Below are 19108 nucleotides of genomic sequence, written 5' to 3' on the forward strand. Positions count from 1 at the left end.
TTTGAAACAAAGTTTGAGATAATTTGCATAAATAGAGAAAGAGGTGTCAACATGTTTAAGTCCATACTTCGGATTCTTGATCTCCTGACCATCCTATTCTCGGCGGTTGCCGGCTATTCTTTATGGACAGGCGGAAGCAATCTTATCAGTATCCTATTAATCATTCTATCACCAATTTTATTGCTGCTGGCAAAGTATCACGGAAATCGATACTTATTATTTGCTGCATATATCACGACAACCGTTTATTTTACTGCTATTATTTATAATGGACTTTCCAATAGCGGTACCGATTTTTTCCAATCCAGCTTCCATGTCCTCCTGATTGGGGCAGCAGCCGCCTTGCTGAGCGTCATAGCAGCGGTCATTGGGTTTGGGACAAATACTCTTACGATTCTTTGGTTATCGCTTCACGCCCTTGTCACATTCGAGACAATCAGGATGTCATCTGGTTTCCTTTCGAACTTTTGGTCTGATCCCGTCGTGCAAACCGCAGTTCGTAATGATTATCCATTTTTATTGATGGTCGTCTGGATTGGCTTATTTCTAGATAAATATCAAAGTGAATTAACAAGGGATTACTTATCACGATAATTTTTCAAAACTACTTTTATTGGAAATCTTATATTAAAAGCAAGGGGCCTTTCAAATGTTAAAACCTATTTTTGCAGCAACCGCTCTATCATCTTTCATTCTGATGGCTGGCTGTTCATCAGACCTGACAAGCGATCATGAAAAAGAGCAAAAAGAAGAACAACCGAGCTCCCAGGATACAGAGACGGAGACAGAAACCGACAAGAATGATGATTCAAAAGAATCGACCCAACGCCAGGTGGAAGTTGATGAAGCGGCTAAACCCGCACAGGCTGGCCTTCAGACGTTATCTCATCCGGAAAGCATACCTGTACTTGTCAACAAACAATACAGCCTGCCTGAAGATTATAAACCCGCTGACCTCATCTACCCAAAAGTAGATTTCATCTTTCAAGATAAAATCGAAAAAAGAATGATGCGCGAAGAAGCGGGGAAGGCTCTTGAAAAAATGTTCCAAGCTGCCGAAAAAGACAGCATGCACTTTGCCGGCGTTTCCGCTTACCGCTCACACCAAAGACAAATCACCGTCTTTAATAACTATGTGGCTAAGGACGGGGAAGAAAAAGCGAAAACCTACAGTGCATTGCCTGGGACAAGCGAGCATGAAACGGGTCTAGCGATTGATGTTACGACCCACGACGGTGCATGTGCTGCCCAAGACTGCTTCGGTGATACGAATGAAGCGACCTGGCTTGCTGAACATGCACATGAATACGGATTTATCATCCGCTACCCTGAAGGCAAGGAAAACATCACAGGGTATAAATACGAACCATGGCACATCCGTTATGTTGGTGTCGATACCGCAACTGAAATCTTTGAAGCGAAGATTACATTAGAAGAATACTATAATGCCGTACCAGTGGAAGCTGTATCGAATAAATAAAAAAAAGGTGCCCGGATGCGGCACCTTTTTTTTATATTAATCAAACGTTTGATTAAATCCTTTTATCAGCTCGGCGGCTAACTTTATAAGCAAAAAAACCTCCCATTCACATGGAATGGGAGGTGAAAAGAAATAATTATCTCCATCCGCTTCTCGTCAGAAGAGGATTTTAGCGTTATTACTTCTTCAAGTTATAGAAAGATTTCAAGCCGCCATATACAGCCAAGTCGCCAAGCTGGTCTTCGATGCGAAGAAGTTGGTTGTATTTAGCGATACGGTCTGTACGGGACATTGAACCAGTTTTGATTTGTCCTGCGTTTGTTGCAACGGCAATATCAGCGATCGTTGCATCTTCCGTTTCACCGGAACGGTGGGAAACGACTGCCGTATAGCCTGCGCGTTTAGCCATTTCGATTGCATCAAACGTTTCTGTCAGTGTACCAATTTGGTTCACTTTGATCAGGATGGAGTTACCGATGCCTTTTTCGATGCCTTCAGCCAATTTTTTCGTGTTCGTTACGAAAAGATCGTCACCAACAAGTTGAACTTTAGTACCGATGCGTTCCGTTAAAAGTTTATGGCCTTCCCAGTCATTTTCATCCAGGCCGTCTTCGATGGAGAGAATAGGGAACTCATTCACTAGCTCTTCATAGAAAGCAACCATTTCTTCGGATGTAACACCATTACGGCCTTCGCCTGCAAGATCATATTTGCCTGTTTCTTTGTTATAGAATTCAGATGAAGCTACGTCCATGCCAAGGTAGATATCTTCGCCTGCTTTGTAGCCAGCTTTTTCAATTGCCTCGATGATGACTTGCAGTGCTTCACGGTTTGAACCAAGGTTTGGCGCAAAGCCGCCTTCATCGCCGACTGCCGTATTCAAGCCTTTGGCAGAAAGGACAGATTTCAATGCATGGAATACTTCAGCACCCATACGAACTGCTTCTTTGAAGCTAGGAGCGCCTACAGGAAGGATCATGAATTCCTGGAAGTCAACATTGTTATCGGCATGTGATCCGCCGTTAATGATGTTCATCATTGGAGTTGGAAGTTGTTTCGCATTGAACCCTCCAAGGTAACGATACAATGGTAAACCTGAAAATTCCGCAGCGGCATGGGCAGCAGCCATTGACACGCCAAGGATTGCATTAGCTCCCAGGTTTCCTTTGTTTTCAGTGCCATCCAATTCAATCATAGTAAGGTCAAGGCCTGCTTGGTTCGTTACATCCAAACCGATGACAGCTTCAGCAATGATGTCATTTACATTATCGACTGCTTTTTGTACCCCTTTACCCAGGTAACGAGATTTATCTCCGTCACGAAGCTCAACCGCTTCGTGTTCCCCTGTTGAAGCACCTGATGGTACGATTGCACGTCCAAAGTATCCGGACTCTGTTTGGATTTCTACTTCTATTGTTGGGTTACCACGGGAATCTAGCACTTCGCGTGCATATACATGTTCGATGTACGGCATTATAAATCTCTCCTTTTCCTATTCACAATTTTATTTAGATAATAGGGATTTCCCTGTCATTTCAACAGGTTTTTCGACTCCAAGCAAATCAAGCATCGTTGGAGCTAAATCGCCTAAGATACCACCTGTTCTTAATGTTACCTGATTTTTAGTGATAATGACAGGCACAGGATTCGTAGTATGGGCTGTCATGGGATCGCCTTCAAGCGTTACGACTTCATCAGCATTCCCGTGGTCAGCGGTAATGATTGCTGTACCGCCTTTTGAGACGATTAAATCGACAATCCTGCCTAGGCATTCATCCACTGTTTCAATCGCTTTAATGGTAGGCTCAAGCATCCCTGAATGACCAACCATGTCCGGGTTGGCAAAATTCAAGAGAATGGCATCAAAGCGGTCAGCCTCAATCTGTTCCAACAATGCATCCGTCACTTCATAAGCACTCATTTCCGGTTGTAAATCATATGTAGCGACTTTCGGGGAATTAATTAAAATCCTCTCTTCACCAGGAAACTTCTCTTCACGTCCGCCGCTCATGAAAAACGTCACATGCGGATATTTTTCAGTTTCAGCGATACGAAGCTGGGTTAGCTGGTTTTGGGAAAGTACTTCCCCTAATGTATTATCAAGATTTGTCGGTTTAAATGCAACATATCCGTCAACTGTTTCCGAAAAATGTGTCAAGCAGACAAAATGGAGATGCTTCGGATGTCCAGGACCGCGGTCAAATGAGCGAAAATCCTCATTCGTGAACGTATTGGAAATCTGGATCGCCCGGTCTGGACGGAAGTTATAAAAGATTACGGCATCATCATCTTTTATCGTTGCCACCGGTTTACCGTCTTCCGCCGTTATGACTGAAGGTATCACGAACTCGTCAAAAATACCATGTTCGTAGGAATCCTCGACACATTCCATTGCAGAAGAGTAAGCAGGGCCATCACCATACACCATCGAACGGTAGGATTTCTCCACACGTTCCCAGCGCTTATCACGGTCCATTGAATAATATCTTCCGGATATGGTCGCAAACTGACCAACACCGATTTCCTTCATTTTCGCTTCCGCTTCCTTAATATAACCCTGCGCCGTTTTCGGTCCGACATCACGGCCATCTAAGAATGCATGTACATATACATTTTTAACTCCTTCTTTAGCGGCCAATTTCAGCAGGGCATACATATGATCAATATGACTGTGCACGCCGCCATCTGAAAGAAGACCGAAAAGATGAAGGTCCGTGCCTTTTTCCTTGGTATAGCTCATGGCATCGACCAAAGTTGGGTTTTGTGCAAACTCGCCTTCACGGATAGCCAGGTTCACACGGGTTAGACTTTGATAAACGATCCGTCCTGCCCCGATATTCAAATGCCCCACTTCCGAGTTCCCCATTTGACCGGCAGGCAAGCCGACCGCTTCCCCGCTTGCAGTTAAATGGGAATGCGGATACTGTTCCCAAAAGCGGTCAAAGTTCGGTTTTTTCGCATGAAAAACAGCATTTCCCTTTTCTTCGTTACGGCAGCCAAAACCGTCTAAGATGATAAGTGCCACAGGCGACTTACTCATAGTGACCAGCCTCCAGCAATTGTAAAAATGAATCGGATTTCAAGCTTGCACCGCCAACCAACGCACCGTCTATATCAGGTTGTGCCATGTACTCTTTAATATTTTCAGGTTTTACACTGCCACCGTACTGAATTCGGATGGCTGCAGCTGCTTCATTTGAAAATTTGTCGACAACAACTGAGCGGATATGCGCACAAACCTCATTTGCATCTTGAGCAGATGACGATTTTCCTGTTCCAATCGCCCAAATCGGCTCATAAGCAATAACGGCTTGTTTCAATTGATCTTCAGATAATCCTGCCAGGCCTTTTTCAATCTGACTGCCTACGAAATCATTCGTTTCGCCAGCTTCCCTTTGCTCAAGTGTTTCACCGCAGCAAACGATCGGAGTCAACTGGTGGGCAAAAGCGGCATGAGCTTTTTTATTAACGGCTTCATCCGTTTCGTTGAACAGTTCCCGGCGCTCAGAATGACCAAGTATGACGTAGGATACACCAAGATCAGCCAATGCGATTGGGCTGATTTCTCCTGTGAAAGCACCGCTTTCTTCAAAGTGCATGTTCTGCGCCCCGATTTTCACATCGGTTCCTTTTGCTGCTTGAACCAGCTGATCCAAAAATAAAGCTGGAGCACATACAACCGTATCAATTACATCTTGCTTCGGAATCAAATTGCTCACTTCTTCTAAGAAGGCAGTCGCTTCAGATAGTGTTTTATTCATTTTCCAGTTTCCTGCAATAATCGGTTTACGCATTTGGTTTCTCATCCCTTCTAAAGTTGAAATATGTAACGGATTGATCTTATTTATCGTTCAAGGCCACAACGCCAGGCAATTCTTTGCCTTCCATGAACTCAAGAGATGCACCGCCGCCAGTTGAAATATGGGACATCTTTTCTGCCAAGCCAAACTTTTCTGCAGCTGCGGCTGAATCCCCTCCGCCTACAATGCTGTACGTATCTTTTGCTTCCGCCAAGGCTCTAGCAACCGTTCTCGTTCCATTCGCAAATTTATCGAACTCGAATACACCCATGGGTCCATTCCAAATCACTAGCTTAGAACTTTTGATTACATCCGCAAATAAATCACTTGTTTTTGGACCGATATCAAGAGCCATTTTATCATTTGGAATAGCATCGATATCGACATTCTCTGCCTCTGCATCAGGTGAAAATTCAGCCGTTACGACTGCATCGATAGGCAAATGAAGTTTTACGCCTTTTTCTTTTGCACTTTCGATGAAAGATTTGGCCAATTCTATTTTGTCTTCTTCCAATAAAGAATTACCGATTTCATGACCTTGCGCTTTAATGAATGTATAACCCAGGCCACCACCAATGATCAAGTGATCGACTTTTTCCAAAAGGTTTTCGATAACGCCTATCTTATCCTTTACTTTTGCTCCGCCAATTATAGCTGTAAAAGGACGTTCCGGGTTCGATAGGGCTTTTCCTAGTACAGAAAGCTCTTTTTCCATCAGCAATCCGGAAACAGCTGGGAGATGGTGTGCTATTCCTTCAGTTGAAGCATGTGCACGATGCGCAGCTCCGAATGCATCGTTAACATAAACATCAGCTAGTGCTGCAAATGACTTCGCCAATTCTTGATCGTTTTTCTCTTCTCCTGGATAGAAACGAACGTTTTCCAACAACAAGATCTCGCCATTTTGCATGTTATCAATGATTGATTGCACGGTCTCTCCGTAAGCTTCTTCTGCCTTTTGCACGTCTTTGCCACTAAGTTCGCTTAGTCTTTTTGCAACAGGTGCTAGACGCAATTCTTCAACGACTTGTCCTTTAGGACGGCCAAGGTGGCTGGCTAAGATGACTTTAGCTCCCTGTTCTGTCAGATAGGAAATCGTCGGCAGTGCTGCTTTGATTCTAGTATCGTCCGAAATCTTTCCGTCCTGCATCGGCACATTGAAATCAACACGGCAAAATACGCGTTTCCCCTTTAATTCAATATCTTTAATCGACTTTTTATTCATAATCCAAGAACCTCCTTAGATATTGTTATCATATTTTTGATTCTTTTAGTCAAAAAAGGAGAGGGTAAATTTCCCAACTCCCCTTTTCTCTTTTTCATTATAGTCGGTTTCCAGGAAATTATCCAAAAACAAGAAATGTAAACGCTTGACTGATTAATGACTTACTAATAATATCATCTTCTGCCAAGTTTTTTTAGAGGTGTGATAAAAAAAACCTCACCTTGGTGAGGTTTTTTTATTATCTAATTACAATCCTTTTTTAGCCAAATAGTCGATCAAATCAACAACACGGCTAGAATATCCTGTTTCATTGTCATACCAAGATAATACTTTAACCATGTTTCCTTCCATTACCATTGTGGAAAGGGCATCAATTGTAGATGATGATGGGTTACCGTTATAGTCAGTTGATACTAACGGAAGTTCGCTGTACTCAAGAATTCCTTTTAATTCGCCTTCAGAAGCCTTTTTGAATGCTGCATTAACTTCTTCAACTGTTGTGTCTTTTTCAAGCTCTGCAACAAGGTCGACAACAGACACGTTTGGAGTAGGTACGCGCATTGCCATACCATTCAATTTCCCTTTAAGTTCAGGAAGGACAAGTGCAACAGCTTTTGCTGCCCCAGTTGTTGTAGGAATGATATTCTCGGCAGCTGCACGTGCACGGCGGTAATCTTTATGAGGCAAATCAAGAATTTGCTGATCATTTGTATAAGAGTGAACAGTAGTCATCATACCGCGTTTGATTCCGAATTGTTCATGAAGCACTTTAGCAAATGGAGCCAAGCAGTTCGTTGTACAAGAAGCATTAGAGATTACATGGTGGTTTGCTGAATCATATTTGTCTTCATTTACACCCATGACAATCGTGATATCTTCATCAGATGCAGGAGCAGAGATGATTACTTTCTTCGCGCCAGCTTCTAAATGTTTAGCAGCATCCGCACGTTTTGTGAAACGCCCTGTAGATTCTACAACTACTTCTACTCCTAGTTCACCCCATGCTAATTGTGCAGGATCACGTTCAGCCAATACTTTTACTTTGTGGCCATCAACAACAAGGTAATCCCCATCAACTGTTACTTTTTCATTAAGAGATCCATGAATTGTATCGTATTGAAGAAGGTGCGCTAACATATTAGCATCCGTTAAGTCGTTAATAGCAACAATCTCTACCCCAGGATTACTCAATGCTGCACGAAATACATTACGTCCAATACGTCCAAAACCATTAATACCAACTTTTACTGCCATGAAAAATTCCTCCTTTTAAGTTCGCAAATATATTAAGGGGTGTAATTCCCCTGAATTAACTCTTGTGCCGCCGCTTCATCTGTGATCAAAACGGTTGATGAAGGTGCGCCTTTCATGTAGGAACGGATAGCCTTTGCTTTAGTTTTGCCACCTGCCACAGTTATCACTCGCTTTTCAGGGCTAAGATCATCTAACTGGATGCCGACTGTCAAAACCTTATGAACAACTTTGCCGTTTTCATCGTAATAATAACCGAATGCCTCTCCTACAGCATTTCCATCTAACAGCTTCTTTAACATTTCTGGCGAAGAATTTCTTCTCTCTGCCATGGCCATGGCATCACCGATTCCATGAATGATCATATCGGCAGATTTAATTTGGGAAATCACTTCTTTAATTGCAGGTTCCTTCTGAAACGAAGCATAAACCTCACCGCTTAATTGATCGGGTACATATAACACTCTGTATGAGGCCTGTGCTTTCTGTGCCATTTTTTCGACAATCGTATTGGCCTGATTCTGCACTGCTTCACCAATTCCCCCGCGGGCAGGGACAAATATCAATTTCTTCGACGCTTCATCAGGTGACAACGAATTAGCCACTTCGGCCATTGTCGATCCGCCAGTAACCGCAATGATATTCTTTGAGTTCCATTCCCGTTTCATACGGTTTGCACAAGCTTTACCCAATTCTTTTTTCACCCATGGGGTCTCATCACAATTTCCTGAGACAATAATGACCTCATCCACTTGTAACAAATCCTGCAATTGCCGTTCCATTATGTCAATACCCATTACTTCACGCATTATTCCTTCTAACTTATCCAGGATTTCAATCCCTTCATCAGTCAGCGTCATACCAGAGCTGAATATGTTAACCAGGTTCTGACTTTTCAGAAAATCAACCTCGCCTCTAAGCGTCCGTTCTGTCAAATTAAGGCTCACGGACAGACTGCGCCTTCCAACCGGCTGCATCATTTTGATATAACGCAGGATATCATACCTTTTTTGCATAACCAGAAGGAAATCTGGTAATAATTTTCTTTGTACCTCGAGTAATGTACGCATATTTAAAACTCCTAAAAAGTTAAGTTGGACATTTAATGTCCCGCGTAGTCATTTTATGTCCCACTTAAAACAAAAAAATATTCCTGCTACATATTTTATTCTAGCAGGAACGGAATGTTTCTTCAAATGATTTGAAAAATTATTTTTCCAAAAGCCTATTTAGAGCTGACTTATCAACATTTCCGAATTGAACGATATCATCTTTCCATTCTACGACAGGAATCATCAGCCCGAATTTTTCTAGCAAATCATCATCGGTATGGATATCGATTTCCTTATAGCCTATGCCCGACTCCGCCTTCACTTCTTCAAGTACCTGCTTGGCTTTATCACATAACGGGCATTTATCCCTACTATATAAAACAAACGCATTTGATTCCAAACCACTCATCCTTTTCAATCATATCTTTTTCGTTTAGATGAAGAAGGGATCCCTAATTGTTCCCGGTATTTGGCAACGGTTCGGCGTGCCAAGATAATTCCATGCTCCTCTTTCAACCGTTCTGCCAGGTCTTGATCCGAAAGCGGCTTTTGTTTATTTTCCCCATTGATGGCTGCCTGCAGGCTCTTTTTTGCTTGCATGCCCGACATATCCTCATCAAGGCCGACTGACTGTAAAGAAGTAGTGAAAAATATCCGCATCTCTATCGTGCCAAATGGTGTCTGCACGTATTTCCCTTTAACCGCCCTGCTTACTGTGGACTCATGTATACCAATTTCATCAGCTATTTCTTTCATCGTCATCGGCTTCAAAAAGTTCAGGCCATGATGAAAGCACGCCGGCTGTTTTTCGACGATGCACTGAATGACCTTCAATATAGTTTCTTTTCTTTGTTGAATCCCTCTGGAGATCCATTGGTATTCCTGCCACTTATCCTGGATAAACCGTTGAACTCCCTGATCCTTATGGCTCTTCATTCGGTTTAAATACCCTTTATCCACATTAAGATTGGGTGTGTTACCATCATAATTCCCAACAAGCAGCATGCCATCCCGAACTTCCACGACCACATCCGGCACTATATAAGAAGGCTTTTCCTGAAAAAAGAGTGAAGCCGGACGCGGGTTCAACGTCTGGATATAATCAAAGACTTCTTGAATCTCCTTCATTGTAACACCGATTTTCTTACTTAGGTCTTTCCAACGCTTTTCAGCAAAATCGAGGAAATGATTTTCTATGATCGATTCTGCAAGCAGGTTCTCCGCTTCTGCTTTCACCTGAAGCAAAAGGCACTCTTGAAGGTTTCTCGCTCCAATGCCATGCGGCTCGAGTTCCTGTAATATCGAGAGACTCTCTTCCAAAACGGCCGGAGATATGCTTGGGACGCATATATCATCCAGTTGAGTCCTCAAGTAACCGTTTTCATCAAGGTTATGAATTAATAGAAGCATTGCCTTCTGCTGCTCACCTGAAAACTGCTGGTGATTCACCTGGGACATAATATGCTGTTCAAGCGATAAAGTATCTTCACTGATCTGTTCAATCCAATAGTTGGCATCATACGTATTTTTAAGAGTCCGTTTACCCTTTTTCCGGTCAAAAGTTGGCTGAAATATAGAAGATGTTGGCTGATCTATGGACAGTAATGGATTCTCCACCATTTTATTTTCTAGAAAAGCCGATAGCTCCTGCGAGGAGTATTGCAGCAATGTAATAGCTTGCATAAGCTCCTGGGTCATTGCCATCTTTAATGTTTGCTGTTGAAAAAGTCCTGCTTTCATATTCATACTCATCGATTCATCCCTCCCCCACTCCATTTTACATTATCAGGAGAAAATTCTACACAAAAACCCATGAAAACGCTTACGATTTTTTTCTGAATAGTTTATTTGTTTTAAATACTATATGTTAGAAACGCAAATTTAACAACTACTTTTATTGAAAAATCACCATTTTTCAATAGTATTGGCGATTATTTCCAAGAAAGGAATGACATAACAGGATTCGATGGAATATTACGGAAAACGAGTAAATTCACCAAAAATCTTATGGAACCTCTTAAAAATGCCCAATAAAAAATCCCCCACTTTATTAAGCAGAAGATTGGTAATGCCCTCGGCAGGAATCGAACCTGCATTTCAAGCTTCGGAGGCTTGCGTTCTATCCGTTGCACTACGAGGGCGTAATAGAAAATATTTTTTTAACAGACTTCATTATATGATAGAATCCCCTTCTTTGCAAGGGTTATCAGGTTTAAAACTTTGTCTTTTGGGTATTATGGGTAATGTGGAAATTCATCCCTGTGCGGCATAATATATAAAGTAATCTATCAGGAAGGAGCCTTAGCCAGAAAATTGTCGAACAAATTATCCATTATAGGGTTTGTTTTGTTTGACCTAAATTGACCAAAAAGTGTATCATACATACATAAAGAATTTAAATGATTCTCTTAATCGAAGGAGGAAATGAACATGAATTTAATTCCTACAGTTATCGAACAAACAAGTCGTGGGGAGCGTGCCTACGATATTTACTCCCGTTTATTAAAAGACCGGATCATTATGCTAGGAAGTGCAATTGACGATAATGTTTCCAACTCCATTGTTGCTCAATTACTATTTTTAGAAGCGGAAAATCCTGAAAAAGATATCACTCTATACATCAACAGCCCTGGTGGAAGCATCACTTCCGGTATGGCCATTTATGATACTATGCAATATATCAAACCTAATGTATCCACAGTTTGCATCGGTATGGCCGCTTCCATGGGCGCTTTCCTATTGGCTGCTGGCGAAAAAGGCAAACGTTATGCATTGCCAAACAGTGAAGTCATGATTCACCAACCGCTTGGAGGAGCTCAAGGTCAAGCTACGGAAATTGAAATTGCTGCCCGCCGTATCCTTCACTTGAAAGATAAACTGAACCAAATCCTGGCAGAACGTACTGGTCAACCTATTGAAGTCCTTCAAAGAGATACGGAACGTGATAACTTCATGACTTCCGAAAGAGCTCTTGAATATGGCTTGATTGACAAAGTCATCACGCGCAGCATCCTTGATGACAAAAAAGACTCTAAATAATTATGCAACAAAAGGCTCCGGAGATCGCCTTAAGCGACTTCCGGAGCCTTTTTTACATTATAAAAGAAAAGGATGCACTTTTAGGCATCCTTTTCTTTTAACCCTCTTGCTGAACGAACTCTTCCAATGCCTCTAACGCTTCTTTTTCATCGCGTCCTTCGACGATTAACTTCACGGACACGCCAGAACTGATGGCAAGGCTCATTAACCCCATTATACTTTTTGCATTCACTTTCTTTCCTTCTTTTTCAAGAAAAACATCTGAATGAAAGCGGTTAGCTTCTTGTACAAAAAGAGCCGCCGGCCGCGCTTGCAAACCCGTCTTCAATTTTACCTCAACTTGTTTTTCCACCATCTTGATCTCCCCTGTTAGCTTTATTTTTTCGCAGCAATAGCCTCTCCCCCACGGAGCCTGTCAGCTATTTCATCAATCTTTCGTAATCGGTGATTAATCCCGGACTTACTGATGGTTCCTCCGGATACCATTTCCCCAAGTTCCTTTAAGGTTATATCCTGAAACGCTATCCTAAGCTCCGCAATTTCCCGAAGCTTATCCGGTAAAATGCTTAGTCCTACCGTATCCCCGATATAATGGATATTTTCAACCTGGCGCAATGAGGCCCCGATCGTCTTGTTCAAATTGGCTGTTTCACAATTCACAAGCCGATTCACTGAATTACGCATATCACGGACAATCCGTACATCCTCAAACCTTAATAAAGCTGAATGGGCGCCAACTATACTTAAAAACTCGGCAATTTTTTCGGCTTCTTTCAAATAAATGATGTACCCTTTCTTGCGTTCAAGCGTCTTGGCCTTCAAGCCAAACTTATTCATTAGCTCACACAGGGCATCATTGTGCTCTTTATAAAGTGAGAAAATCTCGAGGTGATAGGAAGACGTTTCCGGATTATTTACCGAACCACCTGCAAGAAATGCACCTCTCAGGTAAGAACGCTTACAGCATTTCTTCCCAACAATAGTATCGGATATATCATGGAGAATTTCAAAGCCATCGCCTAAAATTTCCAAATCGGTTAAAACCCGCTGCCCTCCGGATGACATCCTGACAATATATACATTATTCTTTTTTAGCTTCATCTTTTTTCGGACCAACAGCTCGACCTGGACCTCATAACTTTTTTTCAGCAGCGTATAAATCCTTCTGGCAATCGCAGCATTCTCAGTTTGAATATCCACAACAAGCTTCCGATTAGAAAATGAAAGGGATCCGTTCATCCGGATAAGCGCACATAATTCCGCCCTACCGCAGCAATCCTTTCCCTCTAATGTAGTAAGCTCTTTTTTCGTTTCTGAAGCAAAAGACATCCATTTCACCCCCAATCGAACGCAAGTAATCTATTTTTATCAATCAAAAAAACGTCCCCGCTTATATCTACGGTATTATGGGGCTTTTAGTTTCATTTACAAGCATATTATAAAGCAAATCTGCCACCTTTTTCGTGTCATGGCGTATTACATTCCCCTCATAGCTGAAAATGCGTTCTTGTATGATTTCAAGACCCATCCGTTTTAAACTTTCCACATCATACATGACCGGTTTGGCATATTCAGCTTGATAGCGTTGCTGAATCTCGGTTGGTATTTCCTCATTATTAACAAGTATCCTGTCAATATATGCATTTCCCATATGGTCATATATCGCTTTTATATGATCGCTCGCACTATAATCCAGCGTCTCGCCGGCTTGTGTCATCAAATTGCAAATGTACACCTTCTTAGCCTTGGAACGGGCAACCTCTTCTCCTAGGCCAGGGACAAGTAAGTTAGGCAGAATGCTAGTATATAGACTTCCTGGACCTATGACAATAAGATCTGCCTGCTTGATTTCCTGGAGAGTTTCACTGAGCGGCTTTATATGATGAGGAGACAGAAAAACTTTTTTTATTTTCTTTCCTGAGAAGGGGATCTTGGATTCTCCTGTAACAATCGTTCCGTCATCCATCTCCGCATGGAGAACCACACTTTGGTTCGCAGCCGGAAGCACTTTACCGCGGACATTAAGAAATTTACTCATTTCCTGGATCGCATGGACGAAATCGCCTGTCAACGAAGTCATTGCCGCCAATATCAAATTCCCCAGCGAATGCCCGGACAACTCATTTTTACTCTGAAAGCGATGTTGAAACATTTGTTCAACAAGAGGCTCTACATCCGATAACGCAGCCAGCACGTTACGAATATCACCCGGAGCGGGGATATCCATATCCTCGCGAAGGCGGCCAGAACTGCCACCATCATCAGCTACCGTAACGATTGCCGTAATATCCACTGGATGCTTCTTTAACCCTCTCAACAAAACGGGAAGGCCGGTTCCCCCTCCAATGATCACAACCTTAGGTTGTTTCTTATTATTTAACATCTGCTTTCCCCTTACTTTTTTCGATATCGCGATGTGATACTTGAACCCTGTAATCCTTTTTGAAGTGGTTTGAAATATACTCCGTCAACGCTACTGAACGGTGCTGACCGCCTGTACATCCAATCGCAACAACAAGCTGTGCCTTCCCTTCACGTTTATAATATGGAAGCATGAATGCAAGCAGATCGGTCACTTTTTCCAAGAATTTTTGCGTCTCACTCCATTTTAAAACGTAACTCGACACTTCCTGTTCCAAGCCAGTCCTTGGCCTCATATGGTCAATATAATATGGATTTGGCAGGAAACGTACATCAAACACAAGGTCGGCATCTATGGGCAGGCCATGTTTGAACCCGAACGACATGACATTGACTGTAAAGCCGACACTTTTATCGGCAGAAAATTCCGAAGCGATTTTCTCCCTTAATTCGCGCGGTTTCAGTTGGGAAGTATTAAAGATCAATTGAGCCCTTCCCTTCAATTCGTCCAAAAGTTCCCGCTCCATTTTAATGCCTTCCAATGGCCGGCCTAATGGAGCAAGGGGGTGGGTCCTTCTCGTTTCCTTATATCTGCGTACCAAGGAATCATCATCAGCTTCAAGAAAAAGGATTCTTGGTGATACTGCAGCTGTATCCGTTAAATTATCCAGTGCAAGAAATAAGGAATCAAAAAACTCCCTCCCCCTTAAATCCATGACAAGGGCCACTTTATTCATCTTATTCCCGGAGTCCTTCATTAACTCCAAAAACTTTGGCAATAGCGTGGGCGGCAAATTATCGACGCAAAAAAAGCCGAGGTCTTCAAAACTTTGAACCGCCACTGTCTTACCTGCTCCGGACATTCCGGTAATGATGACCAATTGCGTTTCACTCATCTGCCCTGTACTCATAGTTTCTCCGCCCCCATTTATATCTTTTTTATATTTAAAAATTAACCTGGATCCAATCGGTAAGAAAGCAGCTTAAATTCAGGCGTATAGGTAAATGTTCCATAGATGATCCCACTTCCATGAACCATATAGTCCAGGATGTGAAAATCACCTTCAGCCATCATCAGCTTTTTAACATCTTCAACCGGATGCCAGCTAAGTTCCCCTTCTTCACAAACATCCACATTTACACCATCGGAATCCGTTGCAAAGAAAGTGAACATCATCCATTCTGACAAAACTTTATCCCCGTCCTTCATAATGAAGGTGAAAATACCTTTGATGGAGGGGTTTTTTAAATAAACGCCCGTTTCTTCGCGATATTCCCTAATGCAAGCATCGCGTACAGATTCCCCAGGTTCCATCTTGCCGCCTGGAGCTACCCACCATCCGCGTCTAGGCTTTTTCAATAAGAGGATTTGATTATCTTTTATCAATACACAGTTTGTGACACGTTGCACGTTCTTCACCTCAATTGGATCTGCTCGACTATAGAAACCTTCCCCCCATGTTGAAGAGGTTCAGTTTATATCCTTAAACCGCCGCTAGATATCCGTTTGGCGATTTCCAAATGCTAATAGTTCAAACAAGTTGTATTTTTCATCTTCTTACCATTATGAAAGATTATGTTTAGTATATCTTATCATTATACTATTTTTGAAATGAGCTAACAATAAAGTAAACTTCCTGCATTGGGGGAATATTCATTCGCAAGGAATCACATAGGTAAGCCTTTATCCTGCTTAACTCCTATTCTTCTCCGCTTTCGCTGCATAAATGCAAAGGGCTGGCTTACTTCACATTAAAAACCATTTAAAAAACACCCTAAAAATTGGAACCAAAGATATAGTCTCAAAGCCGGAAAACAAAAAAAAGACACAGAAACTCAATCTGTGTCCTTAAACGTTTATAATTAAAGGGGGTCAACTTCTACCCATACTATACCCAATTAATATTTCACGCGTGTTACAACGTCGTTAAAACGGAATTACGATTGTATATTCTTGAAATCAAGCCTTTGGCTGCAATTTTTCTTGAAGTTCCTCAACAAAATGCTGAGCGGATTGAGCGGCAATGCTTCCATCGCCTGTAGCTGTAACGATTTGGCGCAATGTTTTTTCACGAACGTCACCAGCAGCAAAAATACCAGGGACGCGTGTTTCCATCCGATCATTCGTTTCAATATAGCCTGTGGAATTCAAGATGCCCAAGTTCTCAAATGGTGTAGTTAGCGGAAGCATTCCGATATAAATGAATACACCGTCTGCGTCCATCACTGTCTCTTCTCCGTTTTCAGTGGACACTAGAGTGACACCGCCGACTTTGCCGCCTTTTTCATTGATTTCCTTCAAAGTATGATTCCAGATGAAGTTAATTTTCTCATTGGCAAATGCACGATCTTGAAGAATCTTTTGAGCACGAAGTTCGTCACGTCTGTGAACGATCGTCACTTTTGAAGCAAAACGGGTTAAGTACACACCCTCTTCAACTGCAGAGTCTCCGCCGCCGATAACGAACAGTTCTTTTTGCTTGAAGAAAGCACCATCACAAACTGCACAATACGATACACCGCGGCCGCCCAATTCTTTTTCGCCAGGAACGCCGATTTTCTTGTATTCGGCACCAGATGAAATGATGATTGAACGTGCTTTGAATTCCTTGGAACCGGCTTTGATCGTTTTATACTCTTCACCGTCAATGATTTCCTTAACATCCCCATAGGCATACTCTGCACCGAATTTCTTTGCATGGTCAAACATTTTCGTTGAAAGTTCAGGTCCGAGTATTGTATCGAATCCAGGATAATTTTCTACTTCCTCAGTATTGGCCATTTGCCCGCCCGGTACTCCGCGTTCTAACATCAATGTTGAAAGGTTCGCACGTGATGTATAGACAGCCGCCGTCATCCCTGCAGGACCAGCTCCAATAATAACAACGTCATAAATTTTTTCAGACATGTTTTCACTCCTCCATATTCCATTACAAATGGAACCTTCACTACGGTTAGTGTTCCCTACCTATTATCCTATATAACAAATAATTTTTCGTCCAAATATCTGCTCATCCCAGTAAGTTTTCAACCAACTTTACGTACTTCGATAAGGTGGACACCGATATGAAATGTTTGTCTGCGATTGCCTGTTTGCTCGCCTTCTCATTTTTAAGCTGATTCCACACGTACTCCACCGCAGATGCCCAGCCTGCTGGATTATTTAACTTCTGCTCGGATTTCACCGCTTCGATGAAGACGGAAAACCACATTAAATAGAGCCCGGCTTCATTTAATTGTATCGGTTGGAAATGCCGATATATTAACTCAGCTGTACGATCGGCAAAATCGATCGGTGTTAATTGGCGATCTTTAGCAGGAACTTGAACAAGTTCGGCATAATCACGTTCCAAATCAGTGAAATTCTGATTTAGGTTGAGGACCTGGTTTTTCAATAGCTTCTGTTTATGAACCGAATGTTTCAGAAGGAAAATGGCAAACAGCCTTTCTTCGATGAATTCACTTTCCAGTCTTTTTATAATAGAAGGAAAATGATGCTCAAAACCATCTGAAGTTGCATTCATATCTCCCCAAGGCTCCATGCCTTCCTTTTCCGGGTTCATTTCCACGACCTTTTTCCATGCCTTTTTGGCAGCCTGTTCATGGCCTAAGTGGTGAGCGGAAATGGTAAGCCAATAATAGAAGGTTCCATCTCCCTCGAACCCTTGCTTTTGGAGTCCTTTCAGCCATTTAAATGCAGAAGCATAGTTTCCGATCAAAGCAAAGGTCGCTCCAAGCTTGAAACGATGTTCAGATAGCATCGGCCGAATTTTCTCCAGCATCTGTATGAGCTCTTCAACCTTCGCTTCATCCTGTTGATAATGATGAAAAACAACAAGGTTACAAAGCGCATGCAGGTTTCCCGGACTTTTTTCCAGTACCTCATCAAGTGTTTCAAAAGCTTCATTTACTTGACCAAGATAGAAATAGGCAAGTGCCAGGTTATTATAAGCAGACCAGTAATCCTCGTACTCGGCAATCGTTTCTTTCAGGACTTCGATTGCCTTCGGGAAATTGCCTGATTCCAAGTACTCACGGGCTTGTTCCTGTTTGGTAATGAGCCCATCATGCTTAAAGGGGTTTTCTTCTGACTCATCCGACTCAAAAGTTATCAGTTCAAGCAGATCCTCTGCGTCATCGCTGAACTCCCCGTCTTCTTCTTTATCAAGATAAGCACTGGCGTGACGATAAGCCTCCTTGAACATGCCTAAGTGGGCATAATTATTCGCCAGGAAGTAATGACATTCCGACATATAGGGATCCATTACATCCAAGATGTTTTCCAATAGGTTGTTTGAATAATTATATTCACCGATTTCCGAGCAGGTGATTGCCAATTGACAGGCTATCATCGGTTCAGCCGGTTCAAGTTCCAGCGCACGTTCCAGGTATTTTTTTGATTTAGGTAATTCTCGTCTATGATAAGCTTTTAAACCCTTGGTGAAATAATACTCACCTGTTGGGTGAAAAGTTAGAATTTTTGCCTGTTGGCCAAATTTAGAGTCTTTACTCATGTAATCCTCCATCTACAAGTTGATTAACCATAGTATTATAACATATTGGAGAATATTTGCCGAACAATTCAAGAAAATGGAAAACGGTAATTACCATGCTTTCTTTAAGAAAAAATCGAATTATATCCCTAGCCAAATGGGGATTCAAGATTATTCGTAAATACAAAAAAGCCCTCCTATTGACGGAGGGCACAGTTAGTAGATAAAAGGGGGTGGAAAATATCTCTTTCATCAATGATGGTCCCGAACAAAGCAACACCTTCAAAATCTCAGGTATGGTATTCACCAAAATTTTGTAGCAGAAGTTGATTGGAGAGGAAGGTGCGAGATTCCTGCGGGAAAAGCGTCTAGGGGAGACCCCGCAGGCACAAGCCCTCCCGGATCGC

At 42.2% G+C, this 19108-nt stretch carries 18 protein-coding genes and 1 tRNA gene; 3 read left to right on the forward strand and 16 right to left on the reverse strand.

Annotation, left to right across the window (positions count from 1 at the left end; all coding sequences use genetic code 11):
* The first annotated feature begins 51 nt into the window (after positions 1-51).
* Positions 52-594, forward strand: a complete 543-nt coding sequence (locus J7J00_RS13690) for a hypothetical protein (RefSeq protein WP_214791320.1) — start codon at positions 52-54, stop codon at positions 592-594.
* Positions 595-649: 55 nt separating this feature from the next.
* Complete coding sequence (locus J7J00_RS13695) at positions 650-1480, forward strand: M15 family metallopeptidase (protein WP_214791321.1); 831 nt, start codon at positions 650-652, stop codon at positions 1478-1480.
* A gap of 178 nt (positions 1481-1658) precedes the next feature.
* Here J7J00_RS13695 and eno read toward each other — a convergent pair whose 3' ends face one another.
* From eno to J7J00_RS13740, 9 genes are all read right to left on the reverse strand, one after another.
* Entirely contained in the window at positions 1659-2954 is a 1296-nt protein-coding gene (gene eno, locus J7J00_RS13700) for a phosphopyruvate hydratase (protein WP_096339382.1), read from the reverse strand.
* 30 nt (positions 2955-2984) lie between these two features.
* A complete protein-coding gene (gpmI, locus tag J7J00_RS13705; RefSeq protein ID WP_214791322.1) occupies positions 2985-4520 on the reverse strand; it encodes a 2,3-bisphosphoglycerate-independent phosphoglycerate mutase in 1536 nt (511 codons plus the stop codon).
* Positions 4513-5274, reverse strand: a complete 762-nt coding sequence (gene tpiA, locus J7J00_RS13710; RefSeq protein ID WP_214791323.1) for a triose-phosphate isomerase — start codon at positions 5272-5274, stop codon at positions 4513-4515. The genes gpmI and tpiA overlap by 8 nt, the downstream gene beginning before the upstream one ends.
* Positions 5275-5320: 46 nt before the next feature.
* Positions 5321-6505, reverse strand: a complete 1185-nt coding sequence (locus J7J00_RS13715) for a phosphoglycerate kinase (RefSeq protein WP_214791324.1) — start codon at positions 6503-6505, stop codon at positions 5321-5323.
* Between the two features lie 246 nt (positions 6506-6751).
* Entirely contained in the window at positions 6752-7759 is a 1008-nt protein-coding gene (gene gap / locus J7J00_RS13720) for a type I glyceraldehyde-3-phosphate dehydrogenase (RefSeq protein ID WP_214791325.1), read from the reverse strand.
* A gap of 32 nt (positions 7760-7791) precedes the next feature.
* On the reverse strand, positions 7792-8826 hold the full coding sequence (locus tag J7J00_RS13725) for a sugar-binding transcriptional regulator (protein WP_098371545.1): 1035 nt from the start codon (positions 8824-8826) through the stop codon (positions 7792-7794).
* Positions 8827-8965: 139 nt separating this feature from the next.
* Positions 8966-9217 carry a glutaredoxin family protein gene (locus tag J7J00_RS13730; protein WP_214791326.1) on the reverse strand — a complete coding sequence of 84 codons (252 nt, stop codon included), beginning with the start codon at positions 9215-9217 and terminating at the stop codon, positions 8966-8968.
* 5 nt (positions 9218-9222) lie between these two features.
* Positions 9223-10560, reverse strand: a complete 1338-nt coding sequence (rpoN, locus tag J7J00_RS13735; RefSeq protein ID WP_309487168.1) for an RNA polymerase factor sigma-54 — start codon at positions 10558-10560, stop codon at positions 9223-9225.
* A gap of 317 nt (positions 10561-10877) precedes the next feature.
* Positions 10878-10949, reverse strand: a tRNA-Arg gene (locus J7J00_RS13740).
* Positions 10950-11238: 289 nt separating this feature from the next.
* On the opposite strand from J7J00_RS13740, the gene clpP reads away from it, so the two are divergent.
* A complete protein-coding gene (gene clpP, locus J7J00_RS13745; RefSeq protein ID WP_063233960.1) occupies positions 11239-11847 on the forward strand; it encodes an ATP-dependent Clp endopeptidase proteolytic subunit ClpP in 609 nt (202 codons plus the stop codon).
* A 97-nt stretch (positions 11848-11944) separates the two neighbouring features.
* On the opposite strand, the gene J7J00_RS13750 is transcribed toward clpP, so the two are convergent.
* From J7J00_RS13750 to J7J00_RS13780, 7 genes are all read right to left on the reverse strand, one after another.
* Positions 11945-12202, reverse strand: coding sequence for an HPr family phosphocarrier protein (locus J7J00_RS13750; protein ID WP_048688029.1), 258 nt, complete (start codon positions 12200-12202; stop codon positions 11945-11947).
* 20 nt (positions 12203-12222) lie between these two features.
* On the reverse strand, positions 12223-13176 hold the full coding sequence (gene whiA, locus J7J00_RS13755) for a DNA-binding protein WhiA (protein WP_214791327.1): 954 nt from the start codon (positions 13174-13176) through the stop codon (positions 12223-12225).
* Between the two features lie 67 nt (positions 13177-13243).
* Positions 13244-14230, reverse strand: coding sequence for a gluconeogenesis factor YvcK family protein (locus J7J00_RS13760; protein WP_214791328.1), 987 nt, complete (start codon positions 14228-14230; stop codon positions 13244-13246).
* Entirely contained in the window at positions 14220-15119 is a 900-nt protein-coding gene (rapZ, locus tag J7J00_RS13765) for an RNase adapter RapZ (protein WP_141992821.1), read from the reverse strand. The genes J7J00_RS13760 and rapZ overlap by 11 nt, the downstream gene beginning before the upstream one ends.
* 41 nt (positions 15120-15160) lie before the next feature.
* Positions 15161-15619 (reverse strand): NUDIX hydrolase, encoded by a 459-nt coding sequence (locus J7J00_RS13770; protein ID WP_063233957.1) that lies wholly within the window; start codon positions 15617-15619, stop codon positions 15161-15163.
* A gap of 549 nt (positions 15620-16168) precedes the next feature.
* Positions 16169-17116, reverse strand: coding sequence for a thioredoxin-disulfide reductase (trxB, locus tag J7J00_RS13775; RefSeq protein WP_141992819.1), 948 nt, complete (start codon positions 17114-17116; stop codon positions 16169-16171).
* Positions 17117-17219: 103 nt separating this feature from the next.
* The gene (locus J7J00_RS13780; protein ID WP_214791329.1) at positions 17220-18722 is read right to left on the reverse strand and encodes a tetratricopeptide repeat protein; all 1503 of its coding nucleotides are present in this window, start codon (positions 18720-18722) and stop codon (positions 17220-17222) included.
* Between the last annotated feature and the right edge of the window lie 386 nt (positions 18723-19108).

It is taken from the genome of Bacillus sp. ISL-4 (assembly GCF_018613275.1).
In the GTDB taxonomy this organism is placed as follows: domain Bacteria; phylum Bacillota; class Bacilli; order Bacillales; family DSM-1321; genus Peribacillus; species Peribacillus simplex_E.